This is a genomic window from Chitinophaga japonensis (assembly GCF_007830125.1).
Taxonomy (GTDB): domain Bacteria; phylum Bacteroidota; class Bacteroidia; order Chitinophagales; family Chitinophagaceae; genus Chitinophaga; species Chitinophaga japonensis.
The window spans coordinates 102679-129124 of sequence record NZ_VLLG01000004.1 but is presented as its reverse complement, the minus strand read 5'-3'; the positions used below and the strand labels follow the sequence as shown (position 1 = coordinate 129124).

The 26446-nt window shown below is 54.4% G+C and carries 18 protein-coding genes and 1 tRNA gene; 12 read left to right on the top strand and 7 right to left on the bottom strand.

Annotated features, from left to right (window positions below; translation table 11 throughout):
• Positions 1–256 precede the first annotated feature (256 nt).
• Entirely contained in the window at positions 257–478 is a 222-nt protein-coding gene (locus LX66_RS17515) for a helix-turn-helix domain-containing protein (protein ID WP_145715961.1), read from the top strand.
• On the opposite strand, the gene LX66_RS17510 is transcribed toward LX66_RS17515, so the two are convergent.
• Entirely contained in the window at positions 475–1833 is a 1359-nt protein-coding gene (locus LX66_RS17510) for a site-specific integrase (RefSeq protein ID WP_145715959.1), read from the bottom strand. The genes LX66_RS17515 and LX66_RS17510 overlap by 4 nt on opposite strands.
• 107 nt (positions 1834–1940) lie before the next feature.
• Positions 1941–2014, bottom strand: a tRNA-Arg gene (locus LX66_RS17505).
• Positions 2015–2207: 193 nt separating this feature from the next.
• On the opposite strand from LX66_RS17505, the gene LX66_RS17500 reads away from it, so the two are divergent.
• Both LX66_RS17500 and LX66_RS17495 read left to right on the top strand, forming a co-directional pair.
• Complete coding sequence (locus LX66_RS17500) at positions 2208–2681, top strand: 23S rRNA (pseudouridine(1915)-N(3))-methyltransferase RlmH (RefSeq protein WP_145715956.1); 474 nt, start codon at positions 2208–2210, stop codon at positions 2679–2681.
• Positions 2682–2716: 35 nt separating this feature from the next.
• The gene (locus tag LX66_RS17495) at positions 2717–3328 is read left to right on the top strand and encodes a rhomboid family intramembrane serine protease (RefSeq protein ID WP_145715954.1); all 612 of its coding nucleotides are present in this window, start codon (positions 2717–2719) and stop codon (positions 3326–3328) included.
• Positions 3329–3336: 8 nt separating this feature from the next.
• Here the strand turns inward: LX66_RS17495 and tilS are convergent, their stop codons facing one another.
• Complete coding sequence (gene tilS / locus LX66_RS17490) at positions 3337–4683, bottom strand: tRNA lysidine(34) synthetase TilS (RefSeq protein ID WP_145715952.1); 1347 nt, start codon at positions 4681–4683, stop codon at positions 3337–3339.
• Between the two features lie 16 nt (positions 4684–4699).
• A complete protein-coding gene (locus LX66_RS17485) occupies positions 4700–5011 on the bottom strand; it encodes a tetratricopeptide repeat protein (RefSeq protein WP_145715950.1) in 312 nt (103 codons plus the stop codon).
• A 74-nt stretch (positions 5012–5085) separates the two neighbouring features.
• Here LX66_RS17485 and LX66_RS17480 point away from each other — a divergent pair, with 74 nt between their 5' ends.
• The 4 genes from LX66_RS17480 to ispE all read left to right on the top strand — a co-directional run bounded on the left by LX66_RS17480 (position 5086) and on the right by ispE (position 8587).
• Positions 5086–5826, top strand: a complete 741-nt coding sequence (locus LX66_RS17480; protein WP_145715948.1) for an electron transfer flavoprotein subunit beta/FixA family protein — start codon at positions 5086–5088, stop codon at positions 5824–5826.
• Positions 5827–5885: 59 nt separating this feature from the next.
• Entirely contained in the window at positions 5886–6851 is a 966-nt protein-coding gene (locus LX66_RS17475) for an electron transfer flavoprotein subunit alpha/FixB family protein (RefSeq protein ID WP_145715946.1), read from the top strand.
• A 144-nt stretch (positions 6852–6995) separates the two neighbouring features.
• A complete protein-coding gene (locus LX66_RS17470) occupies positions 6996–7598 on the top strand; it encodes a bifunctional nuclease family protein (RefSeq protein ID WP_145715944.1) in 603 nt (200 codons plus the stop codon).
• Positions 7599–7777: 179 nt separating this feature from the next.
• The gene (gene ispE / locus LX66_RS17465) at positions 7778–8587 is read left to right on the top strand and encodes a 4-(cytidine 5'-diphospho)-2-C-methyl-D-erythritol kinase (RefSeq protein WP_145715942.1); all 810 of its coding nucleotides are present in this window, start codon (positions 7778–7780) and stop codon (positions 8585–8587) included.
• Positions 8588–8590: 3 nt separating this feature from the next.
• On the opposite strand, the gene rplT is transcribed toward ispE, so the two are convergent.
• Positions 8591–8935: a 50S ribosomal protein L20 gene (gene rplT, locus LX66_RS17460; RefSeq protein WP_145715940.1), complete on the bottom strand. Its 345-nt coding sequence runs from the start codon at positions 8933–8935 to the stop codon at positions 8591–8593.
• 87 nt (positions 8936–9022) lie between these two features.
• Positions 9023–9220, bottom strand: coding sequence for a 50S ribosomal protein L35 (rpmI, locus tag LX66_RS17455; protein WP_145715937.1), 198 nt, complete (start codon positions 9218–9220; stop codon positions 9023–9025).
• Between the two features lie 464 nt (positions 9221–9684).
• On the opposite strand from rpmI, the gene LX66_RS17450 reads away from it, so the two are divergent.
• The 4 genes from LX66_RS17450 to LX66_RS17435 all read left to right on the top strand — a co-directional run bounded on the left by LX66_RS17450 (position 9685) and on the right by LX66_RS17435 (position 23700).
• Positions 9685–18297: a gliding motility-associated C-terminal domain-containing protein gene (locus LX66_RS17450; RefSeq protein ID WP_145715935.1), complete on the top strand. Its 8613-nt coding sequence runs from the start codon at positions 9685–9687 to the stop codon at positions 18295–18297.
• 242 nt (positions 18298–18539) lie between these two features.
• Entirely contained in the window at positions 18540–22925 is a 4386-nt protein-coding gene (locus tag LX66_RS17445; protein WP_145715933.1) for a gliding motility-associated C-terminal domain-containing protein, read from the top strand.
• A gap of 165 nt (positions 22926–23090) precedes the next feature.
• Positions 23091–23333: a hypothetical protein gene (locus LX66_RS17440; protein ID WP_145715931.1), complete on the top strand. Its 243-nt coding sequence runs from the start codon at positions 23091–23093 to the stop codon at positions 23331–23333.
• Positions 23334–23397: 64 nt separating this feature from the next.
• Positions 23398–23700 (top strand): hypothetical protein, encoded by a 303-nt coding sequence (locus LX66_RS17435; protein ID WP_145715929.1) that lies wholly within the window; start codon positions 23398–23400, stop codon positions 23698–23700.
• A gap of 74 nt (positions 23701–23774) precedes the next feature.
• On the opposite strand, the gene serA is transcribed toward LX66_RS17435, so the two are convergent.
• Complete coding sequence (gene serA / locus LX66_RS17430; protein ID WP_145715928.1) at positions 23775–25010, bottom strand: phosphoglycerate dehydrogenase; 1236 nt, start codon at positions 25008–25010, stop codon at positions 23775–23777.
• A gap of 213 nt (positions 25011–25223) precedes the next feature.
• Here serA and LX66_RS17425 point away from each other — a divergent pair, with 213 nt between their 5' ends.
• Positions 25224–26438 (top strand): serine hydrolase domain-containing protein, encoded by a 1215-nt coding sequence (locus tag LX66_RS17425; protein WP_145715926.1) that lies wholly within the window; start codon positions 25224–25226, stop codon positions 26436–26438.
• Positions 26439–26446 lie beyond the last annotated feature (8 nt).

The following is a 26446-nucleotide window of genomic DNA, read 5'->3' as shown; positions in this document are numbered from 1 at the left end:
TCCAACTTTCCCGGACACGAATCGAAAGAAGCAGCGCCAATAAGATTGGGGGCTGCAAAGATATAAATATCCACCGTTCTATAAAAACCCCGGCCCGAAACGACCGGGGTGAAAAAAATCCCTTAGCACCAACCAGGCAGTACCATAATCGGTATGAATGAAGGTAGGAAAATTTACCCTATATAACAACTTCTTTAAAAGTACTTCCTTATAATATTTCTTATAAAAGTTATTGTTTATACGTTTGCTCTTTCAGATGAAGCAAGAGGAACGTATATTAAAAGATTTTGGCAAGCGACTTAAAGCGATGCGGGAAGCCAAGGGCTGGACACAGCTCGACCTGGCTTTTCCGCTGAAGAGTAGTGTCAGCCACGTAAGCAAGCTGGAGAATGGGCATTCGGAACCAGGGTTATTGATGCTGCACCGACTGGCTGCCATATTGGAATGCACTGTCCCAGACCTGGTAAAAGATGCCTAAGCAATCTTCCCGCTCTTAGTTCGAAGCACCACCGCCTTCCTCTTCCTGTGCGTCTTCATCTTCAACTGGCGGATGATAGCGGACCGCCGATCCCGGTTAACATCGTATACCTTTTCCACCATTGCCGTGCTGGTATGGCTGTTTTTCTTAGCAGCCTGGCGCTGGGCTTTAGCGATGGCAGCATCTACGGCCTTATCAATATAAGAGGTAGTGCGCCGGTGTTTCAAGCTATACAGATCTGCCGTGATCCCCAGCCGCTCTTTTATATGATTTTTCCAGCGCCGTGTGACCTGGGCCGGCAGAATTGGCTTATCGCGCAGCATAGGCTTCATTGCCTCACAGAATAAGAATAATGATTGTTTATAGTTTCCTGTTTCTTTCCTGATCTCCTGCACCTCCTCTATGATTTCTTCCCATAGTGGCATCACCTCCAGGTCGATATCTTTCCATACCTCTTTGTAAGTCCGATCTTTTTTCACCAGCGCTTTAAACCGATGGTTCTTCAAGTCTACATGCGTATCCTGCACACCCAATATTTCCGGGCGTCGGCAGCCGCTCTCCTGGAAAATCTGAATAAATCGCCAGTAATAGTAATCGTAGGCTTTTAATGCTGCGTTTACCCGTGCGAATTGGTCATCATTAAGTACCTCCCGGATCTTCCTGGTAACCTTCTTTTTCTTTATGCCATGCAAGGGATGTACTTTATATGCATCATACTCTTCTATTGCCGTGAACAAAGAGCTCAGGTAACGCCTGTGGTGATTGAAGTTACTGGCAGTCCACGTATCCCCTTTCTTTCGGCCGATCTCATCAAGTATCAACCGCATATCAGCTTTCTCAATCTGTCCGAGAGGTTTCTGATCAAGGCCTATTCTCGCCGCAGCACCCCAGGTATAAGTGAGTACGGACTTAAAATCATCCAATGTGTCGGGATCTACCTGCAAGCTTTCGTATGCAAAATCCAACGCATCAATCAACGGAGTATCTGGTGTAATGGGGCGCTCACCTTTCTTTTTATTAACCGCTGCAGGCGGCTGCATGTATTTCCCGCTGATCGGGTTGAAATGCTTCAGGTCTACCTTTTCTTTCTCCAGGGCCAGCAGTTCCTCAGTGGCCCCCTGCCGGGAGATCAAGTCCATGTACTTATTCATCCTGCGGCGCTTGATTAGCTTTCCGTTTGGGTGCTGGTCCCTGTGGGCAGGATCAAAGAACCGGTACCATACATACCACTCTACGTTCTTTCCTTTCTTTGTAATAGGTGCTTTTTGGGTATTCCAATTGGGGGGATAGACGGCAATTTCAGTGCGGTGGCAGCCATTAAGCAGCTGCGTGTAGGACTTTTCTTTCCTTTTCATACTGCAGGATTTTGTTCCGGTTTTTGTTCCGGGTTGATAAAAATCCTACAAACAATTAGATCGATATGACCGCTGGAAACCCTTATTAGATCGGGTTTCCAGCTTTGTGACTCCGTCAGGATTCAAACCTGAAACCTTCTGATCCGTAGTCAGATGCTCTATTCAGTTGAGCTACGGAGCCATTCCCTTTTTCACTTCCCGGTGTGTACCGTTTGTTTGAATTGGGATTGCAAAAGTAGGCGTTTTTTTGAAACAAACAAACAGTTGGCAGGAAATTTCTGCAATTTTCTGATTTACATTTACTTTACACCCGCTACTGCAAACTTACTTTCGGGCGGCAACCGCTACCGGGAAAGAAAATAACGAACCGAAGCATGAAGATACAACTCTGGAGCATAGGCAAAGAGAACGATCCCTACATCCGGGAAGGCATCGCTGTTTTTCAGAAACGCCTGCAACATTACGTGGATTTTGAGCTGCGGCTTATCCCTACCCTGAAACAAGCGGCCAGCCTTTCCATTCCCGAGCTGAAAAAACAGGAAGCCCGCATGTTGCTGGAGCTGCTGCAGCCACAGGATTACCTGGTAGCCCTGGATGAGCACGGCAAAATGATGACCACGCTGGAATTCGCCGGCTTCCTGCAGCAGCGGACCAATGCCGGCACGCGGCAGCTCATACTCCTGATCGGCGGGGCATTTGGCCTCGATGCCAGCATCCTGCAACGGGCCCAGTACAAGCTCTCCCTTTCCCCCCTCACCTTTCCGCACCAGTTGGTCAGGCTGATCATGACGGAACAGCTATACCGGGCATATTCTGTGCTGCATAACGAGAAATATCATCATCAATAGTTACATTTACACTTTTAACCGGACAGAACGTTTTTATGCTGACATTGAGCCTGGTGATCATTATTATCACGTGTATTATTTCCATTACGGCCTTCAGAAGGCCCGGAGAAATTGATAAGCTGAGCATGTGGCCTTACATGGTGAAGGAACACAAGCAATACTACCGCTTTATTACGGCCGGACTGGTGCATGCGGACTACATGCACCTGGGTTTTAATATGCTGACCATGTTCTTCTTTGGTAAGTATATTGAAATGATCTTCCAGCAACTGTTTGGCGGCAAGATCTACTTCCTGCTGTTCTATGTGCTGGCCCTGATCGTATCGGATATTCCCTCCTACATCCGGCACCGCAACAACTATGGCTACCGTTCCATTGGCGCATCCGGTGCAGTGTCTGCCGTGGTGTTTGCCTTTATACTCTTCCAGCCCTGGGCCAAGATCGTGGTGTTTGTAATACCCATGCCGGCCATCTTGTATGGCGTGCTGTTCCTGGGATATTCCGTGTACATGTCGCGGCGTGGCGGGGATGGCATCAACCATGATGCGCATTTCTGGGGCGCTGTTTTCGGCGTGGTGTTCCCCTTGATCATCCGGCCGGAGCTGGCCCGGTATTTTGTGGAGCAGATTACTACTTTGGGCAGGTAACCAGGTAATTAATAATTAGCTGTCCATTCCAGACACAGCACCTCCTGCGTCCCTTCCGTGATCTTGAAGCGGTCGTCTATCCGCATACCCACAACCCAAACGACCCGTTTGGCGGATTCCAGTACCCATACATTGTCCTTTTGTGGCAGGGAAAGCTTCTGGTCAATGAAAAAACGGCTCAGCTTCTTCTTTTTGGCCATGCCCAGCGGATAGAAATAATCGCCCTGTTTCCACCGGCGCAGCAGCAACGGGTAGCGGATATGTTTGCTGTCCAGGCAGGCCACATTCACCGCAGCGGGAATGCTGCCTAGCGCGGCCCTGTCCTGTATGCGCAGCTTTAAATGCCCACCGGCGGCATGCACATGGGATTGCTCCTTTTCAATAACGATCACCGCGGCCTCCTGCTGCGCCAGTGGCGTGATCAGCAGCCATTGCCGGTTACGGATAATACGGTGCGTGGCCGTGGCTACATACCGGCCGCTCTCGCTTTGCAGCAGCTCCAGCACCTGGCTTACCTGCGCGGGGGAACAGCCAAATTCGCGGAACAGTTCGTAGGCGATAGTATGCAGCGGGGCAGTTTGCTGCAGCTTCAGCACGGGCACCATAAAAGTATTGCCCTGCTGCACCAGCAGCTTTTTCTTATGCCGCGTCACTGCTTCCTGGTACAACAGCTCGGCTTCTCTTACACGTTCAATAGTGCCGGCCATATGGGGCACCGCAGCGGGGTAAGCTTCCAGGATAGGCGGCAGTACCCGGTGCCGGAAGAAGTTACGTGTATACTTGTCAGTTATATTGGAGCTGTCCTCCACGAAAGAAAGGCCCTGCTCATTGATATAGGCCAGCAGCTCCTCCTTTTGCGCAAACAGCAGCGGGCGGATGATCTTCCCCTGCACCGGCAGGATACCGTGCAGGCCGGCCAGCCCGGTGCCTTTGCAGAAATTCATCAGCACTGTTTCCACGTTATCCTGCATGTGATGCGCCGTAGCGATCCATGCATACCCTTCCGCCGCACGGGTATCTTCCAGCCATTGATAGCGCAGCTCCCTGGCAGCTACCTGCAGGGATACACGATGCTGTTCCATATAGGCGGCAGTATCAAAACGGGTGGTATAAAGGGGCGCCTTATACGTTTCCGCCAGTTGTCTTACAAACTGCTCGTCGCGTTCCGATTCCGTGCCTCTCAACTGGAAATTACAATGTGCAATGGCAAACGGGACGCCCGCTTTATGGAAGAGGTGCGTCATGGCCACTGAATCTGCGCCGCCGCTTACCGCCAGCAGTAGCGGTTGCCCGGCGGCGAATAATCTTTCCCGCGTAATATATTCCCTGAGCCCTGTCAGTAGGTCTTTATGCATATAGATATTTACCCGCTTAATACATCAGATCTTCATACGCCGCCTGCAGTTCATTGTAGGCGTGCATGTCTTTGGCCTCCCGGGCCATGGTCATTCCCTTTTCATAGATACTGCCGGCCAGCGCCTGCTCTCCCGCTCTTTCCAGCAGCTTGCCCAGGTGATAGTAGGAGCCTACGTAGCCAGGCTCATGCGCCAGCACCTCCTCAAACAACCGGCGCGCAGTGGCGTCGTCATGCAGTTTTATATACTCCAGCGCCAGCGCATGCTTCAGAAAACTGTCGTCAGGACTGCTTTCCAGGAAGCCCTTCAGTTTTGATATCCTGTCCATTGGTGGTTTTATTAGTTAGCCAATAATCCGTTATATTTGCTGATACCGCTTTTCCAAACCAAACAGTTTAGGTTATGAAGATTCTAGTATGTATCAGCAAAACTCCTGACACCACTGCAAAAATAGCTTTCACAGACAACAACACGAAATTCAGTGAGGCCGGCGTACAGTTCATTATTAACCCCTACGATGAATGGTATGCGCTGGTGCGTGCCCTGGAGCTGAAAGAAAGCCTGGGCGCTACGGTGCACCTGGTAACAGTGGGCGGGGCAGATACCGAGCCGGTGATCCGCAAAGCCCTGGCCCTGGGCGGCGATGAAGCCTTCCGTATCAATGCGGATAGCCAGGACAGTTATTACATCGCATCGCAGATCGCTGCACATGCCAGGCAGCAGGGTTATGACCTGGTCTTTACCGGCAAGGAGACCATCGACTACAACGGTTCTGCCATTGGCGGTATGGTAGCGGAACTGCTGGAGCTGCCCTTTGTATCCATTGCTGCAAAGTTTGAGCTGAACGGCACTACCGCCACGATCAACCGCGAAATAGAAGGCGGGGAAGAAATTGTGCAGGTGGAACTGCCGGTAGTGGTGTCCTGCCAGAAAGGGATGGCGGAGGCCCGCATTCCCAATATGCGCGGTATCATGGCTGCCCGCACCAAGCCCCTCACCGTAGTAGAGCCGGTAGCGGTAGAGCCCCTCACCAGCATCGTCAGCTTTGAGCTACCCCCCGCAAAAGCCGGCGTAAAGATGATCAGCCCCGACAATGTGGAAGAGCTGGTAAAGCTGCTGCATGAAGAAGCAAAAGTAATCTGATGCGGCGCTGATACGCACCCCTACGCACCTATTTCACGTAACACTTAAAAAAACAGGAAATGTCCGTTTTAATATTCGCAGATCAATTCCAGGGAAAAATAAAGAAAGCTGCTTTTGAGGCCGTACAATACGGGGCCAAAGTAGCACAGCAGGCCGGCACTACCGCCACGGCTATCGTATTGGGAGAAGCAGATAATGCAGAGTTGGCCGCATTAGGCAATTACGGCGCGCAAAAGGTGCTGCAGGTAGCAGACGCCAGGCTGAATGAAATAGACAGCAGCGTGGGCGCCAAAGTGATAGTGGCCGCTGCTGAGGCGGAAAATGCCCAGGTGATCATCCTCTCCCATAATTTCGACGGGCGCGCCATTGCCCCCAGGGTAGCGGCCCGCCTGCAGGCCGGGCTTGTAACCGGGGCCATCTCCCTGCCCGATACCGCCAACGGCTTTACGGTTAAGAAAACCGTATTCTCCGGCAAAGCTTTTGCTAATGTAAATATAACATCCGCCAGGAAGGTGATCACCGTAATGCCGAACACCTTTCCGCTGGAAAAAACAGATGCCACCGCCACCGTGGAGGCTTTCCAGGCGCCGGTAAGCGATGCGGACTTCAAAGTGAAAGCGACCAGTGTGGAAACGGTCAGCGGGGAAATTCCGCTCACGGAGGCCGAAACCATCGTAAGCGGCGGCCGCGGGCTGAAAGGCCCGGAGAACTGGGGACTGGTAGAGGACCTGGCCAAGGCCCTGGGCGCAGCTACCGCTTGTTCCAGGCCGGTGGCGGATTCCGGCTGGCGTCCGCATCACGAGCACGTGGGGCAGACGGGGCTTACCGTACGTCCCAACCTGTACATTGCCATCGGTATTTCCGGTGCTATACAGCACCTGGCGGGGGTAAACGGCAGCAAGGTGATCGTGGTGATCAACAAGGACCCGGAAGCGCCCTTCTTTAAGGCGGCCGACTACGGCATTGTGGGAGACGCCTTTGAAGTAGTGCCCAGGCTCACGGAAGCCGTAAAAAAGCTGCAATAGCAACTACCTGGCAGTCTGTAAGGGGCAGCCGGAACTGCCAAATGTTCCTTACAGACTGCCAACTTGTTTTTTAGATAGGGAATATTTTTCTAACTTCACGGTCTTACAAAATTATCAGCCGACAACGCGAGACAGATAACAGATATGAGAAAAATAGAACTGGAAATAGTTGCTTTATCGCACAGCATTACGCAAACACATTCTTACGCCGTGGTACTGGGAGAAGTGAACGGATTGCGCCGCCTTCCCATTGTGATAGGTGGCTTTGAAGCGCAAGCCATTGCCGTGGCGCTGGAAAAGATGCAACCCAGCCGCCCTCTTACGCACGACCTGATGAAAAACTTCATGAACGCCTTTAGCATAGAGCTTTCCGAAGTGGTCATCAGCAATCTCCAGGAGGGCATTTTCTATTCAAAGCTCATCTGCAACAACAACGACGAAACGATCGAGATCGACTCCCGTACCTCCGATGCACTGGCATTGGCCGTACGTTTTGGCTGCCCCATTTATACCTACGAAAATATCCTGAACAGCGCCGGCATACTGCTGGACGACCCCACCGGCAAGAAAGGCACCAAGCCTGCCACCCCTACCATCTCCGAGCATGAGAAAGGCGCCGAGGACGACCTCAAAGCGATGAGCCTGGAAGAGTTGAACACCCTGTTGCAGGAAGTGCTGGAACAGGAGGATTATATCCGCGCCATTGCCATCCGCGACGAGATCAACAGCAGAAAAACAGATAAATAAAATCCAAAGGAGGAAATTCCAAATTCCAAATACCAAATTCCAAAAGGGGAATATACCCCTTACACTATTGGCGAATTGTAATTTACGTAAATGCTTATCACTCCGTTTGGAATTTGGTATTTGGATTTTGGAATTTGGAATTTGGGATTTCCTTCTTTGAGATTTGGACTTTTTAAGGTATGGTTACTTTTCCTAATTGTAAAATAAACCTGGGCCTCCACATCCTGCGCCGCCGGCCGGATGGATTCCATGACCTGGAAACCGTATTCTATCCCCTGCCGGTAACGGATGCGCTGGAAGTACTGCCGGCCGCCGAAATGCAATTTCAAAGCAGCGGCATAGCGGTACCGGGCAATGCAGCGGATAACCTATGCCTGCAAGCCTGGCATTTGCTGAAAAAAGACTTCCCGGACCTACCCCCCGTTAATATTCACCTGCACAAGCATATTCCCATCGGCGCCGGCCTGGGTGGCGGCTCCGCCGATGCCGCTTTCATGCTGCAACTGCTGAATAAGAAATTCCAACTGGCGCTGTCCATGGAGCAACTCATCGTTTATGCCGCGCAACTGGGCAGCGATTGTGCTTTCTTTGTCCGCAACCAGCCCTGCTACGCCACGGGCCGCGGCGAGGTGCTGGAACCGCTGGCGCTGGACCTGGGTGGGTACTCGTTCCTGCTGGTGTACCCCGGTATCCATGTAAACACGGGCTGGGCTTTTGGCCGGATCAGGCCGGGACAGCCTGCGCAGGCGCTGCGGCAGAGCATACTGCAGCCGGTACAGGCATGGAAGGAGCTTATTTATAATGATTTTGAAGCGCCGGTGTTCAGCGCCCACCCGGTATTGCGGGAAATAAAGGAAACTTTGTACGGGGCCGGGGCTATCTATGCTACAATGAGCGGCAGCGGGTCTGCCATGGTGGGTATCTTCCCTAAAAATCAAATAGCCGGCATCTCGTGGGACGCCGGCTACCGGGTATTTAAAGTTCGCTGATGCTTATTTAACGGAAGCTACAAGGCTCTTGAAAGTAGCGGGTTCATTCATGGCCAGGTCTGCCAGCACTTTACGGTTCAGGTCCACTTTCTTTTCAGACAGTTTGTGAATGAATTCAGAATAGGTCAGCCCTTCAGCGCGAACAGCAGCGTTGATACGCGCGATCCACAACTGGCGGTAATTCCTTTTCTTCAGTTTACGGCCTACATAGCTATAGGTAAGGCCTTTCTCCAATACGTTTTTAGCTACGGTGTATACATTCTTTCTTTTACCGTAGAAGCCCTTGGCCTGCTTTAATATCTTCTTCCTCCGGGCCCTGGAAGCTACTGCATTTACTGAACGAGGCATATGATGCTTTTTTTGATCAGATTAATAATTAATATATCATTGCGTATGTTTCGTTCCCAGGTTGTTACCGGAAACTAATCGCCAATTTTACCGGAGACAGAGCATTCTCTTCACCAGGTTCAGGTTAGCATCGCTAACCAGCGTACTGCCTCTCAGGCTGCGTTTTCTCTTAGTGGCCTTCTTGGTCAGCAGGTGGCTTTTATAAGCCTTGTACCTTTTGATCTGTCCGCTCCCGGTCACCTTAAACGTTTTCTTAGCACGGGAATGAGTCTTTACTTTGGGCATCTTACGTCAAATTTGGTCTGCAAAGGTAGGGAAATATTTCAAACTACCCACACTCAATACCAACTATTTATTCACGATGTTATTCCTATTGCCCGATGTGGATAACTTTTTCACACTTTTTTATGCTATTTGGGGCTTCGGTAAACAATTGACTATCAAATCTGCCTTCTGACTTTTTGCGGTCCCCCCTCCTCCCCTGGGTGCCTTTTTGACATGGACACATTTTTTATTTTCTATATTATTCATAATTTTAATTCCAAAATATCGTCATATTTTATCCATATCATATATTATTAAACCGATGAACACCGAGCCTATGAAACTAGTTTACTTATCTCAAAATGCCAGCCCGCAGGAGCTTGCAGCACTTTTTCCGCTTGTAGATCATTGTAGTTCTATTGTGCCCCGGTATGCTTAACAACAGCCGGACTATTACTTTTTTCACTCAACTGATTACAAGCAACATGAAAAAGATACTAGCCCTCCTATTTGTATGTTTAGGCTTTGCCCGGGGAACCGCCCTGGGGCAGCACATGAACGCGCCAGCTAGGGTGTGTTCTTCCACAGACCCTACTAACCAGCGCTACGCTACGGTAAGTATCAGCGGTTATAATGGAACCAGGACTACCTGGACCATTGAGAGACCTGCCGGTACCCTCGCAGTACAGGGCACAGATTTTAATATATTATATGGCGACTACAATACCCCCTCTACAGGAGCAGGTGTCTCCGACGATAACCGCTCCATGACGATTGAGTTCCTCAGGGCGGGGACCTACACCGTCAGAGCGGTGGTAAGGAACGGAGGCCCTACCAGCACACCTACAGCTAATATTACCAGGACGATTGTGGTAGAGAACTGTCCAATGGACATCTGTAGAGGCCAGAATACCAATATGGCCGGTTTTATGGAGGATTTTGGATCCACTACTACCCGTATAGAATTGGATCCTTCAAGGGGAGAAATTGAGTATGATCCACAACTCACTAATCCTCTCAATGATAACTACTACAGCATTTCCAATCAAATGCAATTGCGCCCGGAATGGGAAGCGTCCCTGGACCATACCGGAAACACAAATGGCGCTATGCTCGTGGCTAACTCCGCGATACAGCCTATGCTGTTTTACAGCAGAAGGGTAAACGGACTGTGTACCGGCGCCACTTACAATTTCAGCGCCTGGTTCCGCAACGCCAATGGTCAGCAGGTGTTGGAGAACAGTTGCCAGGGTGGCTATATTTATGCCGGCGTTACCTTTGAAATATTAAATGCCGCTAACAACGCATTGTTAGCTTCCTTCAATACCAATGATGTATCCATGCCGTTGCAGGCCAATCCGCCTAACCGCGGCTGGCAGTTGTACGGCGGCAGCTTTAAAACACCTCCCGGCGTAAGCGATGTGATCGTGCAGATCCGGAACAATAATCCGGGCGGTTGCGGTAACGATATTGCCATAGATGATATCTCCTTTGCCTACTGTGCGCCTTATATCTATTCCTTCTTTGATGGACAGATGGACCAGTTGGGCGGCGAATACACCATGTGCGCCGGCGCAGCTACCAATCTTACATCCGCTTATACTCCTTCAGACTATTTCAATGATCCCAGGTACTTCTGGCAATATAGTGATGATGGCGTAAACTGGACCACCATTGCCGGTGACGGTGATGGCTTGACCGGTTATAACACCAGCGTGCTGCACTTCGCCGAAGATGCCCTGTTACTGATCGGGCATCCGACCGTTATCACTGAACGTTATTTCAGGCTGATGATCTACGAGGGCGGCAACGACTACACGACCTGCGCCCAGCCCTCCGTCCCGATAAAAGTGATCCTCCTGCCCAATCCCAGGATCACGGTGGCAGGGGCGCAAATATGTATCGGTTCCAGCGCCACGCTGACCGCCTGCTGTGGCTACGACACCTATACCTGGGATGATCCGGCAGCCACTGAGGCTGAAAGCCTGACCGTATCACCTACTACTACCACTACATATACGGTAACCGGCCGTAAGGACTATGGCTCCGGCCGTACCTGTTACCGTACAGCGGAAGCCCCGGTAATAGTAGACGACATGCCGGTGCTCAACCTGAACCTGACCGGTCCCAACCCGATCTGTATAGGCCAGTCGGTGGACCTGAGCATCGATGCGGCCAATGCCATATACGACATCGTATGGGAACCCACCGGTGATATTACAACAGATATCACTGATACACCTGGCAGCGTAGGCACCCATGAATACAAGGTGACCGTTACCAACGGCGCCTGCGAGGCCAAAGACAGCATTGATATCGTGGTGCAGGATCAACCGGATGTAACGCTCGGCGCCATCCCTGCTTCCTGTAACAACACCGGCAGCTTCACCATTCCCTTCAGCAACCCGGTGAATAACCCGCAGCGTTACGATATCGTAGCGGCAGGCGCCAACCCAATGCCCGGCTTTACTGCCATTAGTAACCAAACACTGAGCGGTACTTCCATTACCGTGCCTTACCCGGTTGGCACAGCGCCCGGCACCTATACCTTTAACCTGGTGCTGAGAAATCCGGCCCTGAGCTGCGAAAGGACCAAATCCTTCTCCGTAACCATTGCTGCGCCATCCACACCGCCTACCGGTATTGCGGCCAGCACTACGCAGATCTGCGTAAACGGGCCCGTTACGCTCACCGTGCAGGGCGGTAACCTGGCGACCGGCGCCCAGTGGGTTTGGTACGCCGGCGGCTGCGGCAGTGGTACGCCCTTGGGCACCGGTAATACCATTACCGTAAATATCAGCGCCACCACCACTTTCTATGTGCGTGCTGTAAATGCCAGCAGCCCCTGCCCTGCCACTACCTGTGCATCCACTACCGTAAATGTATACCCGATGCCGGGCAACGTAGACGCAGGCCCTGACCAAAACCACTGTGAGGACTCCGTATTTAACATGGTGGCCAACCAGCCCAGCGCCAATACAGCCAAAGCAGTATGGAGCATCATCAGCTCTTCCGTACCCGCTTCACAGATCATTATAGAAGATGTGACCCGGGAAGACACCAGGATCATTGTACCTAAAGGCGCTACCGTTACCCTTAACTGGGGTACGCCGGACGGAGTATGCCCTGGCAAGGATGACCAGATAACACTGACCAACTATATTAACCCGGCCAGCCTGGCCAATGCCGGGCCGGACCAGAAGCGTTGTAACGTGACCAGCTTTACGCTGAATGCTACAACGATATCAAGCGTGCCCACAGCCAGCGGTACCTGGAGTGTGGTATACACCTCCGGCGCCACACCGACCATCAGCAGTTTAACCAATCCTGCAGCTACCGTAACAGTAGCCGCAGGCGACTCTGTGGTGCTGCGCTGGACCGTTACCAACGGGATATGTCCCGCTGCCAGCGACGATGTAACACTGGTAAGCTATCGTCAACCTACCACCGCAGCCGCCGGTCCCGACCAGCGCCTGTGTAACGTAACATCCTTTACCCTGGCGGGCAATACGCCCACTGTAGGCACCGGCAGGTGGACCGTGGTATATGGCCCCAACGCCAATATTACCAACCCCGCCAGCCCCACTTCTACTGTTACCGTAAATGCGGGCGACTCCATCGTGCTGCGCTGGACCATTTCCAACGGCACCTGTACCGCCAGCAGCGACAACGTAACATTGGTGAGCTATCGCCAGCCCACCACCGCAGCCGCCGGTCCCGACCAGCGCCTGTGTAATGTAACATCCTTTACCCTGGCGGGCAATACGCCCACCGCGGGTACCGGCAGGTGGACCATCGTATATGGCCCCAATGCCAATATTACCAATCCTGCCAGCCCCACTTCTACCGTAACAGCGAATGTGGGCGACTCCATCGTGCTGCGCTGGACCATCTCCAATGGCGTATGTACGCCCAGCAGTGATGAAGTAACACTGGTAAGCTACCGCCAGCCTACCACCGCGGCTGCCGGCCCCGACCAGCGCCTGTGTAACGTGACATCATTTACGCTGGCAGCCAACACGCCCTCAGTAGGCACCGGCAGGTGGACCGTAATATATGGTCCTAATGCCAGCATTGCCAACCCGGCCAGCCCCACTTCTACCGTAACGGTGAACGCGGGCGACTCCGTAGTGCTGCGCTGGACCGTCTCCAACGGCGCCTGTACGCCTTCTACGGATGATGTGACCCTGGTAAGCTATCGACAACCCACCACGGCGGCGGCCGGGCCGGACCAGCGCCTGTGTAATGTAACATCGTTTACACTGGCCGCTAATGCACCCGCTGTAGGCACCGGCAGGTGGACCATTATATACGGCCCGAACGCCACTATCACCAATCCTGCCAGCCGCACTTCTACCGTTACAGTCAATGCAGGCGATTCCATCGTGCTGCGCTGGACCATCACCAACGGTGTTTGCGCTGCCAGCAGCGATGATGTGACCCTGGTAAGCTACCGCCAGCCCACCACCGCTGCGGCAGGGCCCGATCAGAAACTGTGTAACGTCACCTCCTTCACGCTGGCCGGAAACACGCCTGCTGTAGGCACCGGCAGGTGGACCATAGTATATGGCGCTGCCAGCATCACGAATCCGAACAGTCCCACTTCTACCGTAACAGTAGCCGTAGGCGACTCCGTAATACTACGCTGGTCCGTTACCAATGGTAACTGCCCGGCCAGCACAGACGACGTCACCCTGGTAAGCTATGCCCAGCCTACCACCGCTGCGGCAGGACCTGACCAGCGCGGGTGCAATGTAACGTCCTTCACCCTGGCCGGCAACACGCCCACCGTGGGCACCGGCAGGTGGACGGTAGTTTATGGCCCGAATGCCAATATCGCCAACCCGGCCAGCCCGACCTCTACCGTAACGTTAAACGCAGGCGACTCCGTAGTACTGCGCTGGACCATCACCAATGGCACCTGCGCTGCCAGCAGCGATAATGTAACGCTGGTGAGCTACCGCCAGGCCGCAGCAGCCGCTGCCGGTCCTGACCAGAAACTGTGTAATGTCACTTCCTTTACTCTCAACGCCAACGCGCCGTCTGTAGCTACCGCTACCGGCACCTGGACAAGGGTATTTGGCAATCCCGCCATCAGTAATATAAATGATCCGAACGCCACTGTAACTGTGGCAGTAGGTGACTCCGTGGTGCTGCGCTGGACCATTACCAATGGTACCTGTGCCGCTACTTCCGATAATATCACCCTGGTAAGCTATGCCCAGCCCACTACCGCTGCGGCAGGGCCTGACCAGCGCCTGTGTAACGTAACGTCCTTTACCCTGGCCGGCAACACGCCCACCGTGGGCGCCGGCAGGTGGACGGTAGTATATGGCCCGAACGCCAATATCGCCAACCCGGCCAGCCCTACCTCTACCGTAACGGTCAATGCAGGCGACTCCGTAGTACTGCGCTGGACCATTACCAATGGCACCTGCGCCGCCAGCACCGACGATGTAACGCTGGTAAGCTACCGCCTGCCCTCTACGGCTGCAGCCGGGCCGGACCGGGAACAGTGTAACAACGCCACCTTCACCCTGGCCGCCACGGCGCCCGCTGTAGGCACCGGCAGGTGGACAGTGGTAGCTGGCTCCGCTACGATTGCCAACCCGGCCAGCCCGACATCCACCGTACAGGTACCTGCCGGCGCAAGCGCTACCCTGCGCTGGACCGTTACCAACGGCCCCTGTGCCGCCAGCACCGACGATGTGGTACTGTCCAACCTGAACGTAGTAGCAGGCAATACCATCAGCGCCGACCAGACCATCTGTGCAAATGAAACCGCTGCGCCTATCGGTGGTGGCACCATCACCGGCGGCAACGGCACCTATACTTATCAATGGCAGCGCAGCACTACCAGCGGCACTACCGGGTTTACCAACATCCCGGGCGCTACTGCTGCTACCTATGCACCGGGCACCGTCAGCCAGGACAGCATCTGGTTCAGGAGGGTGGTTACTTCCGGCCCCTGCGCCAGCAGCATCAGCAATGCGGTGAAGATCTACGTGATCACCAGGCCGCCTGTGGTAGTGTTCGTTCCGGCTCCGATGACGGTGAACTGCAGGCTGGGTATGGATTACACCACCCTGTTCGGCACACCGCAGTTCAGCCATACACCTTATATCAACGAGCCGCTCACGATTACATTCTCAGACGCATCCACCATCAGCGGCTGTACCAGGACCTTTACCCGTACCTGGACCGCTACGGACCGTTGCGGACTGACCACCACCGCATCCCAGACCATTACGGTAGTGGATACGGAAGCGCCTGTATTCACTTCCACAAGGCCTGCCGACATCACGGTGAACTGCGACGCCATCCCGGCGGCGGTGAACCTGAACGCCTATGACAGTTGCTCCGGCGCCATCGTGGTAACACCGGTGGAAACCCGCCAGGATATACCAGGCGCTTGTGCCAGCAACTACCGCATCATACGCACCTGGACCGCTACAGACGGCTGTAACAACAGCGCTACGCTGACACAAACCATCACCGTACAGGATACCACCCGCCCGGTGTTCTCCGTAACACCGCCCAGGGATACCACCGTAAATTGCGATGCCGTACCGGCAGCGCCCACCCTGACGGCCACAGACAACTGTACGCCGGGCACCATCACGGTAACCGCTACGGATACCCGTCAGAATATACCGGGCGCCTGTGCCAGCAATTACCTGATCATCCGTACCTGGATGGCCCGGGATGAATGCGGCAACACCGCCACTGTTCAACAGACCATTACCGTACAGGATACCGCCCGCCCGGTGTTCTCGATACCGCAACCTGCAGATGTGACCGTGGAATGTGATGGCGTACCTGCATGGCCTGCAGTAACGGCTACGGATAACTGCAGCAGCAACGTGCAGGTAGTGACCAGCGAGCAGCGGACGGACCTGCAGCCCAACTGCGGCAACAATTACCGCCTGATACGCACCTGGACCGCCACGGACAATTGCGGCAACACGGCCAGCATGCAGCAGGTTATCACCGTACAGGATACAACAGGACCGGTGTTCACCGTACTGCCGCCGGCAGATACCACTGTGAACTGCGACCAGCTACCGCCGCCGGCCAATAACGTGGCGGCAACGGACAACTGCGCCGGCAACGTGACCATCAGCCGCGGCCAGGTACGCGAAACCATTCCCGGCGCCTGCAGCAGCAACTACCGCCTGATACGCACCTGGACCGCCACAGATGCATGTGGCAACACCTCCGTGGTGCGCCAGATCATCACCGTACAGGATACCACCGGGCCGGTACTGGCGCCCGCACCTGCAGACCTGGTACTGAACTGTGGCGACGCCATCCCGGCAGCTCCCCAGCTCACCGCTACCGACAACTGCGATCCCGGCTTCCCGAGAAGGGTAACGGCCGTAGAAGACCCCTATACCAGGGACGTATGCGCCGGCTACACCATCATCAGGAGGTGGCGCATCACCGACAACTGTGGCAACCAGTCTGCCGAAATGGTACAGCGCATTACCGTGAACCCATGCCCGAAACCGGAGCTGGACCCTGTATTGCCGGTGAACTGTTCCGACAACCCGGTATTCACTTTACAATTACAGAATAATGTCAGCAACCCGATCTATACCCTGGTAGGCGTAACACCCGCCAATGCCGTACAGGTGCCGCTGTCCCAGGCAAGCAATATGTTTAACCTGAACGGCGCTACGCAGGCCAGCTTCATCGTGCAGGACGGCGTAACCGGCTGTGTGTCCGATACCGTAACATACGATCTCCAGTACAGCACCAGGCCCATGGTGAACCTGGGCAGGGATACCACCATCTGTGGTGGCAACAACCTGATACTGGATGCCGGCGCTGCCAACTTCAACTACACCATCCGCTGGTCTACCGGTGAAACCACCCAGCGCATCAATGTGTCCACTGCCGGCACTTACTGGGTAACAGTTACCAATGGCGTTTGCGTAACCACCGATACCATCCGGGTAGACGTGATACCCATGCCGCTGGTGAACCTGCCGGATGCCAGCATATGCCGCGGCCAGAGCGTGAAACTGGATGCCTTTGTTGATGACGCCACCTACCTCTGGAGCACCGGCGCCACCACTTCCAGCATACTGGTAAGCACGCAGGAAGAATTCTGGGTAAGGGTGACCAAGAGCGGCTGTATCACCATCGACACGGTGAACGTAACCGTAAATCCGCCGCCGGATATCAGCCTGAACCGCGATACAGCGATCTGTCCTGACCAGTCCATCATGCTCACCGTGAACGTGCTTAATGGCGGGGATATCCGCTGGGCCACCGGCGCTACCTCCCCTTCTATCGTGGTGAATGAGCCGGGCCTGTACTGGGTAACCGTAACCAGGGATAACTGTATGGTAAGAGATACCGTGAATGTACGCCTGCAGCCCGGCATCAACGTGGAGCTGGGACCCAACAGGGAGATCTGCCCGGGAGGCCGTATTACGATAGACGGCACCACCCAGGACGCCATCTCCTACCTCTGGGACGACGGCGATCCCAACCCGGTGAAACAGGTGGACGCTACCGGCAAGTACCGGCTGGCTGTAATGGACCGCTTCTGCCAGCGCGTATACATGGATAGTGTGAAAGTATGGGTGACCTCCACCCCGTACATAGAGCTGGGCAATGACACCATGATGTGTATCGGCGAAACGCTGCGCCTCCGTGCAGATGGCTCCAATGTTACCAGCGTGCTGTGGTCCGACGGTTCTACCGGTCCGTTCCTGGATGTGACCCGCGCCGGCACCTATACCGTGACCGTGTTCAACGATTGCGGCAGCTATACCGACCAGATAACAGTAGATTATACGCAATGTGATCCGAAACCGACCTTCCCGAACGCCTTCTCGCCCAATGGCGACGGCCGGAACGACTCCTTCAGGCCGGTGGTAAAAGGACCGATGTATGAATATGAGCTGCGCATCTTCAACCGCTGGGGTGAGCTGATCTACCTGGGCCGCGACAGCAAGAAAGGCTGGGACGGCAGGTACCACGGCGAACCGGTAGGCGTAGGCACCTATGTATGGTGGCTCACTTACAAGAAAATGCCGGGCGGCAACCCGAACGTGATCAAGGGTGAAGTAACCGTTATCAAGTAACCAGTAATCACTTTTATAAAAAGAGGGATTCCACTCATGCGAATCCCTCTTTTTTAAAACAACACATAGATATTTTTAATTATTTAATATTTTAGTAAAATGACAAATTGCTACATGCTTTATTTCTAGTGTACCGGGCTGTAAATGTGGAACTTATACCTATGCCAACAATTTAACTAATAGAGGTACGCCAACTACGCTCTGCTCGGAATAATATTGTTTTTTAGTAATACTTCAGACCAGTGATAAGACTATCAGCCTTCCTATGCCTGATCATGGCTTTTGTGAGTAGTGGGACCGTGCTCGGGCAAGCAGTGATCAATGCGCCCCAAACCGTTTGCACTACTGCAGACGATAATGAACGTTACGCCACACTGAATGCTTACGTGAATGGACAAACGATAACCGACACCAGGTGGCTTGTGAATATCGGTACCCCCGGTACAGATTATAACGTCCTATATGGAGCCGTAAATACCTACCAGGCTGCTAATCAATCCATCGTTATTGAATTTATGGTGCCCGGCGTCTATAAGGTGCAGGCCGACATGGTGGATGCTGGTGGCGCTCATTATTTGATCGATGCTGACATTACCGTAACAGACTGCGCCATGCCCGTATGCAAGGGCGCCACCACTACCGACCTGGCCGGCTTTACGGAGGATTTTGGCACCACCACCATACCCATGGCGCTGGACATCGCAAGAGGCACCACCCAGTATACCGCCAATACCACCACAGCCCTACAGCCCGAACAATATTACGTGCACAGTACCACCAACAATGTGCTGCACCCGGACTGGATCGCCACGAACGACCATACCAGGAACACCAACGGCGCCATGCTGATCGCCAATTGCGACGCCCAGCAGAACATCCTCTACCGCAAGGCGGTCAACGGCCTTTGTAAAGGCGCCGTATACCGCCTGGGCGCCTGGTTCAAAAATATTGATAACCCGAACTTTTTCGAGAACGGCTGCGCCGGTTACCAGAACCCCGGCGTTATTTTTGAAGTGCTGGATCAAACCGGCACTACCGTACTGGCCTCCTTTAACACCAACGATATTTCCATCCCCCTGCAAACCACGGTAAATAACTACGGCTGGCAGGAGTATGCTTTCAGTTTTAAAACACTGCCCGCCAACACCGATGTGATCGTGCAGATCAGGAATGCCGGTTCCGGTGGCTGCGGCAACAATATTGCCATAGACGATATTTCATTTGCCTACTGTACGCCTTATATCTACTCTTTCTTTGACGGGCAGATGGACCCGCTGGGCACCGTATATACCATGTGCGCCGGCTCCCCTACCAATCTTACATCGGACTATACGCCGAAAAATTATTTCCAGAACCCGGTATATATCTGGCAGTACAGCCATGACAGCACCACCTGGACCACCATCGACGGCGATGGCGATGGCGTGAGCGGCACCACCACCGACGCCCTGCATTTCGTGGAAGGCGCGCTGCTGCTGGAAGGGAATCCCACCACTGTAGACAGTATCTACTTTCGCTTACAGATATACGAAGACCTGAATACGGAAAGCTGCGCCGCGCCCTCCGTACCCATCAAGGTGCTCCTGCTGCCTAACCCGAAAGTGGAAGTAGCGGACAACGAGATCTGTATAGGCGATACGGCTATCCTGGTCGCCACCGGCGGCTTCGATGAATATGTATGGGACCTGCCGCTGGATACTACCGCGGAACAGGTAGAGGTATGGCCTACCTCCTCCATTGTGTACACTGTTACCGGTTATAAATCCTACGGCGCGGGCCGCGTTTGCTCCCGTACGGGCGATGCCGTGGTGATAGTGGACGACAAGCCGGTGCTGGATACCATCACCGGGCCGGAGAACATTTGCCTGGGCGATGCCATAACGCTGGAAATAGACAATTCACTGGCGCTCTACGAGATACTCTGGACGCCCACCAATGATATCACCACGCAAATAACGCATACGCCTCCCGCGCCGGGTATAAACACTTACTCGGCCACGGTGACCAACGGCATGTGCGTGGTGACCGCCACAAAAGATATAACGGTGATGGATATCCCGGTTGCAAACGCCGGCGCGGATACCATCCGCCAGTGCAATGACGGGAATTTTACCATGAACGCAATGCCGGGAGCGGACGAAGCGGGAGAATGGAGCATTGCCGGTCCTGCCAACGGCGCCGTTATCACTTCAATTGCCGATCCTATGACTCCTATAACTGGCCTGGGCGGTGGGCAATCTGTCACATTGGTATGGTCGGTGCACAAAACATCGAACCCAGCCTGCGTTAGCACCGACACTGTCGTGCTGATGAATGTGGCAGTGCCCATTTCCAGCCTGGCCGGACCGGACCAGACCCAGTGCGGTACCACGGACGTATTTACCATGGCCGCCAACACCCCGCCGGCAGGCGCCATAGGCGCCTGGGACCTGCTGCAGGGCACGGCCGCCATTGACAACGCCAACGCGGAGAACACGACCGTGACCGTCACCGGCATCCAGGATGTGATGCTGACCTGGACCATCTCCAATGCCGCCTGTACCGGCAAACCGGATACCGTGATCCTGAGCAAGAAGAATGAACCGGGTATTGTGCTGGACGTAGTGCCCAGCTCCTGTAACAGCACGGCGGCTATTTCCCTGCCCTTTACTTCCGTAAGCGACAACCCGACAAAATATGACATAGCGCCGGCAGCCGCCAATGCCATGCCTGGCTTTACGGCCTTAATGGACCAGGCCCTGGGCAGTTCTCCCATTACGGTGCCCTACCCTGCCGGCATGGCGCCCGGTACCTATGATTTTATATTGACGATTAAGAACGATGGTCCCGGTTGCCGCGCAGACATCGCTTTCTCCGCAACCGTGGAAGCGGCTTCCGTAATGCCGGATTCCGTAGTAGCAGACAGGCCGGAACTTTGCGCCGGCGATAACGTGAACCTGACCGCCTATGGCGGCGCCCTGGCAGCAGGGGCCAACTGGGTATGGTATGCCGGCAGTTGCGGCGGTACCCCGCTGGGTACCGGCCCTGCCCTTACGGTGGCTGTAAACCAGACCACCACTTACTACCTGCGTGCAGAAAGCGCCGGCGCCTGCGCCAATTCGGATTGTGACTCCGTAGTGGTGACCGTGGTGGACCAGCCGCCTACCGTCGTTTTTGTGCCCGACCCGCTGACCGTGGAATGCAGGCAGGGACAGGATTATACCGCCCTGTTCGGCATGCCGCAGTTCAGCCATGCACCATACAGGAACATGCCCCTGAGCATATCCTATACAGACCAGACCGCGGTGAACGGCTGCGATCAGACCATTACCCGTACCTGGACCGCCGTGGACCAGTGCGGCTTTACCGTTACCGCAGCGCAAACCATTACCGTACAGGATAGAACGGCCCCGGTGTTCATCACGCCCAAGCCGGCAGATACTACGGTAAACTGCGACGGTATTCCGCCTGCCATTGACCTGGATGCGATCGACTCCTGCTATGGCGCTATGACCATTGCACCGGTGGAAACCCGGCAGACCATTGTCGGCGCCTGCGCCAGCAATTACCGCCTGATCCGCACCTGGACGGCTACGGACCCCTGCGGCAACAGCAACAGCGTGGTACAGACCATTACGGTACAGGAGCTGACGCCGCCGGCATTCACCTCCACGGCGCCCGCCGATACCATCGTGCAGTGCGGGGCCATCCCCCCTGCCGTTACGCTCACCGCTACGGAATTCTGCACCGGTAATACCATTACCGCTACGGCTGCAGACCAGGTGCGGGACATTGGCGGCGGCAACTGCCACTACGAGGTGCTGCGCACCTGGACCGCCACGGACGATTGCGGCAACACCAGCACCCTTACACAAACCATTACCGTACAGGATACCACCCGCCCGGTATTTACCATACCGCCGCCGGCGGATGCGCAGGTAACCTGCGATGCCGTGCCGGAACCGGCCGCAAACGTAACCGCTACCGATAACTGCGGCAGCGTGAGCATCAGCCGTACACAAACACAGGAACCGGTAGACATCCCGGGCGCCTGCGGCAGCTTCCGCCTCACCCGTACCTGGACCGCCACCGACCAATGCGGCAACGTGGCCACCGCCCGGCAGGTGATTACCGTATACTGCGACGGCCTGCCCGAGGTAGCGCTGGGCAACGACACCATCCTGTGCAACGGGGAAACCCTGCGCCTGCGTGCAGACGGCTACGGCATCAGCAACACCCTGTGGTCCAACGGCTCTACCGAGCCTACCTTCAGCGTAAGCCAGGCCGGCACCTATTCCGTGACCGTGTCCAACAACTGCGGCAGCGCGGAAGACGACATTACGGTGACCTACACGCCCTGCGATCCGAAACCTACCTTTGCCAATGCCTTCTCCCCCAACGGCGACGGCCGGCATGACCGTTTCCGCCCGGTGCTGAGCCGCGGCGCAATGTACGGCTACGAACTGCGCATTTATAACCGCTGGGGACAACTGGTATATGCCGACAGCGATCCCAGGAAAGGCTGGGACGGCACGCTGCACGGCGGCCCGCAGGCCAATGTGGGCACTTATATCTGGTGGGTGACCTACAAGAACGAAGCAGACGGTGCGCCGATAGTGCTGAACGGTATCGTGAACGTGCTACGGTAACCGAATAAGAAAAAGCATCATATAATTATTTATTGATATAGCGGGACACTGAGTGTCCCGTTTTTTATGCCCTTACTGCCGCCCCTGTTTAAACCTTTTTGCTGCCAGCGGGTTAATAATAGCGATGAGCATGCAACCATTTCTTATCCATTAAACTGTTGTACTATGAAAAACATCGAACAATTCCTGTCATTATCTCCTCATGAACTGCGCTCCACTACCGGAGGGGCGCTGTTTGATTTTTTTGCTGCCAGCCCAACAGGCGGCAGTTCCGTTGATTATACCGCGTACGCCACCGCCGTAGGAGCCGGTTATGCCGCCATGTCCACCGGTATGGCGAATTTCCTGACCTCCAACGGCGCAGGCACGGCCGCCTTCCTGAGCAATTTCCGGTACCCGGACAGGTGATGTTTCCCCCGGTGCTTCCGCAACATTCCATCATCATTTCTTTTCACTGTAAAACATCGTTAACATGAAAAATCCCGATCAACAATTAATTCCATTAACAGAAAATGAACTGGCCGCCACCAACGGCGGCTTTGACCTCCTGGGCCTGAACGGGCTGGGCACCGGCCTTGGGGCAGGACTGGCCATGCTGGGCGGAGGACTGGGAACAGGGCTCGCAGGACTGGGCAATGGCCTCGGCGCAGGGCTCACCAACCTCGGCAACGGGTTGATGCTCATTGGCGGAGGCTTCGGTCACGGCCTGGCCAATATCGGCAATGGTATCCGGAACCTGCTGAGCGGTATCACGGGATCCGGCAATATCGTATAGCACATGCTGCTACCATAAAAAAAGCAGCGACGCCCCGGCTAGCCAGGCATCGCTGCTTTTTCATTTGCACTTTATTAATAAAGTAACCTTGTCTTGATCGTGTGCTTTACTTCCTTCAGGGCCGCAAAAGCCTCCTGCGACAATTGCGTATCCACATCCAGCACCACGTAGCCGATCTGCTCATTGGTGGTCAGGTACTGCCCCAGTATATTGATCTTCTTTTGAGATAAAGCCGTATTGATCTCGGAAAGCACGCCCGGCACGTTCTGGTGGATGTGCAGGATGCGGTGCGTATTTTCAATGGGCGGCACGCTCATGGCCGGCACCGTATGAGAGCCGAAGCTGGCGCCCTTTTCCAGGTAGTTCAGCATTTTGCTGCTCACGTCCAGGCCGATATTGTGCTGCGCCTCCTCCGTGCTGCCGCCGATGTGCGGGGTCAGGATCACGTTGGGCAGGTTTTGCAGCGGGGTGCTGAAAGCCGCGCCGTTCTTTTCCGGCTCTACCGGGAACACGTCTATTGCCGCGCCGGACACCCGGCCGCTTTCCAGGGCTTCCTTCAGCGCATCCAGGTCCACTACCTCACCACGGGAGTAATTGATAAAGATGGATCCCTTTTTGGCATGCTGCAGGGTTTCCCGGTTGATCATGTTTTTCGTTATCGCCGTAGACGGCACGTGCAGGGAAATGATGTCTGCCGCGGAGAACAGCTCTGCCAGGCTTTTCTGCTGTACCGCGTTGCCCAGCGGCAACTTGGTCTCCACATCGTAATACATCACGTTCATCCCCATGGCCTCCGCCAGTACGCTCACCTGGCTGCCGATATTGCCATAGCCCACGATGCCCAGGGTCTTTCCCCTTAGTTCGTAGCTGCCTTTGGCCTCCTTCATCCAGGTACCCTCATGGGCGGCCTTGTTCTTGTCTGGTATGCGGCGGATGAGCATAACGGACAAGCCAATGACCAGCTCCGCCACGGAACGGGTGTTGGAGTACGGTGCGTTGAATACGGCCACACCGTGCTCTTTGGCGCTTTTCAGGTCCACCTGGTTGGTGCCGATACAAAAGCACCCGATCGCCTGCAGCTTTTTGGCGGCGTCCAGCACTTTCGCGGTGATCTGGGTTTTGGACCGGATTCCCAGCAGGTGCACATCCTTTATCTCGCTGATCAGTTGCTCTTCGCTCAGCGCCCCCGTCAGGCGGCGGGTATTTGCATAGCCCGCGTGCTTGAACTCCGCTACTGCGGCGTCACTGATGTTCTCCAGCAACAGGATATTGATCTTTTCCTTAGGATAACTTGTCAACTTCTGCTCCATATATTAGAATGTTATTATGCATAGTTCGCGCTTGCACAATTGGCTCAATAATTGTGGCTACGGAGGAAAACAGGGCACAAACCTAACAGATGTCCGGCAATAATCAAACAGGGGCGCCGGCAAATTTGATATTCTCAAAAAATATGCGGTAGTTTGTTGCGTTTTTAGAAAAATATATAGTAGTTAGCGGTGCAAGCCTAACATTTAGTGTTGATGAAGCGTTTTAAAGTACTTTTTTACATTTTGACCATATCCGGCATTGCCGTAGCTGCCATCTCCGGTTGCCAGAGCAACGCCGCACGCGAGAAAAGATCCCTCGGGAACAAAAAGGAAGACTCCATTTATGCACTGGAAGAAAGTGAAAGGCGGAAGGAAGCCGTCCTGAATGCTCCCCGCACCAAACAGCAGCAGGCCGAGCTGGCGGACTTCTTTTCCCACCGGCTGCTGAGAACAGGTTTTAACGGGGCCATGATCGTAGCCAAAAAGGGCGTGGTGATATTTGAGCAGTACCATGGCATAGAGGATTACCGCAGTAAAATGCTGATCAGTGAAAATTCTTCCTTTCAACTGGCGTCCGTATCCAAAACTTTTACCGCCATGGGCATTCTCTGGCTCATGGAGCGCGGGCAGCTCCGGCTGGAAGATACCCTGCAGATGTATTACCCGGACTTCCCTTACATGGGCATTACCATCAGGACCCTGCTCAACCACCGCAGCGGGCTGCCCAATTACCTCTATTTCTGCGACAGCCTCTGGGAAGACAAGGAACGCTTCCTGACCAACAACGAGGTGATCCGGCTGATGATACAGCACAAGCCGCCGGTAGAGCACCAGCCTGACCGGCATTTTCAATACTGCAATACCAACTATATCATACTCGGCGCCCTGATCGAGAAGATCAGCGGGCGCAAATATGCCGACTTTATGCGGCAAACCTTTTTTGAGCCGCTGGGCATGCACAACACCTTTGTGTTTGACCCCAGCAGCACGCCCCGCCCCCACCAGACCACCAGCCACAAGTACAACGGCCGCCCCGAACCAGACACCTATTTTGACGGCGTAGTGGGCGACAAGGGCATCTACAGCTCCGCGCAGGACATGCTGAAATGGGACCAGGCGCTGTATTCCGGCGAACTTTTTAAACCGGAGACACTGGCAGCCGCTTATTCCGGCTACAGCTATGAAAAACCGGGCGTCCGCAACTACGGCCTGGGCTGGCGGCTGATGGAATACCCGGACAGCAGCCAGAAGATCGTATACCATAACGGTTGGTGGCATGGCAACAACACGGTGTTCTATCGCTTTATCCAGGACACATCCACCCTTATTATTCTTGGCAACCGCTACGACCGCGGTATTTACCAGGCCATCCGGCCGGTACGCGCTATCCTGGGGCATGGAGAGGGCGAAGAAGAGTACGAGGATTAACAAGGATC

Coding starts and splice junctions, on each gene's coding strand:
- LX66_RS17515 (WP_145715961.1), top strand. CDS start 257: ATGAAGCAAGAGGAACGTATATTAAAAGATTTTGGCAAGCGACTTAAA.
- LX66_RS17510 (WP_145715959.1), bottom strand. CDS start 1,833: ATGAAAAGGAAAGAAAAGTCCTACACGCAGCTGCTTAATGGCTGCCAC.
- LX66_RS17500 (WP_145715956.1), top strand. CDS start 2,208: ATGAAGATACAACTCTGGAGCATAGGCAAAGAGAACGATCCCTACATC.
- LX66_RS17495 (WP_145715954.1), top strand. CDS start 2,717: ATGCTGACATTGAGCCTGGTGATCATTATTATCACGTGTATTATTTCC.
- tilS (WP_145715952.1), bottom strand. CDS start 4,683: ATGCATAAAGACCTACTGACAGGGCTCAGGGAATATATTACGCGGGAA.
- LX66_RS17485 (WP_145715950.1), bottom strand. CDS start 5,011: ATGGACAGGATATCAAAACTGAAGGGCTTCCTGGAAAGCAGTCCTGAC.
- LX66_RS17480 (WP_145715948.1), top strand. CDS start 5,086: ATGAAGATTCTAGTATGTATCAGCAAAACTCCTGACACCACTGCAAAA.
- LX66_RS17475 (WP_145715946.1), top strand. CDS start 5,886: ATGTCCGTTTTAATATTCGCAGATCAATTCCAGGGAAAAATAAAGAAA.
- LX66_RS17470 (WP_145715944.1), top strand. CDS start 6,996: ATGAGAAAAATAGAACTGGAAATAGTTGCTTTATCGCACAGCATTACG.
- ispE (WP_145715942.1), top strand. CDS start 7,778: ATGGTTACTTTTCCTAATTGTAAAATAAACCTGGGCCTCCACATCCTG.
- rplT (WP_145715940.1), bottom strand. CDS start 8,935: ATGCCTCGTTCAGTAAATGCAGTAGCTTCCAGGGCCCGGAGGAAGAAG.
- rpmI (WP_145715937.1), bottom strand. CDS start 9,220: ATGCCCAAAGTAAAGACTCATTCCCGTGCTAAGAAAACGTTTAAGGTG.
- LX66_RS17450 (WP_145715935.1), top strand. CDS start 9,685: ATGAAAAAGATACTAGCCCTCCTATTTGTATGTTTAGGCTTTGCCCGG.
- LX66_RS17440 (WP_145715931.1), top strand. CDS start 23,091: ATGAAAAACATCGAACAATTCCTGTCATTATCTCCTCATGAACTGCGC.
- LX66_RS17435 (WP_145715929.1), top strand. CDS start 23,398: ATGAAAAATCCCGATCAACAATTAATTCCATTAACAGAAAATGAACTG.
- serA (WP_145715928.1), bottom strand. CDS start 25,010: ATGGAGCAGAAGTTGACAAGTTATCCTAAGGAAAAGATCAATATCCTG.
- LX66_RS17425 (WP_145715926.1), top strand. CDS start 25,224: ATGAAGCGTTTTAAAGTACTTTTTTACATTTTGACCATATCCGGCATT.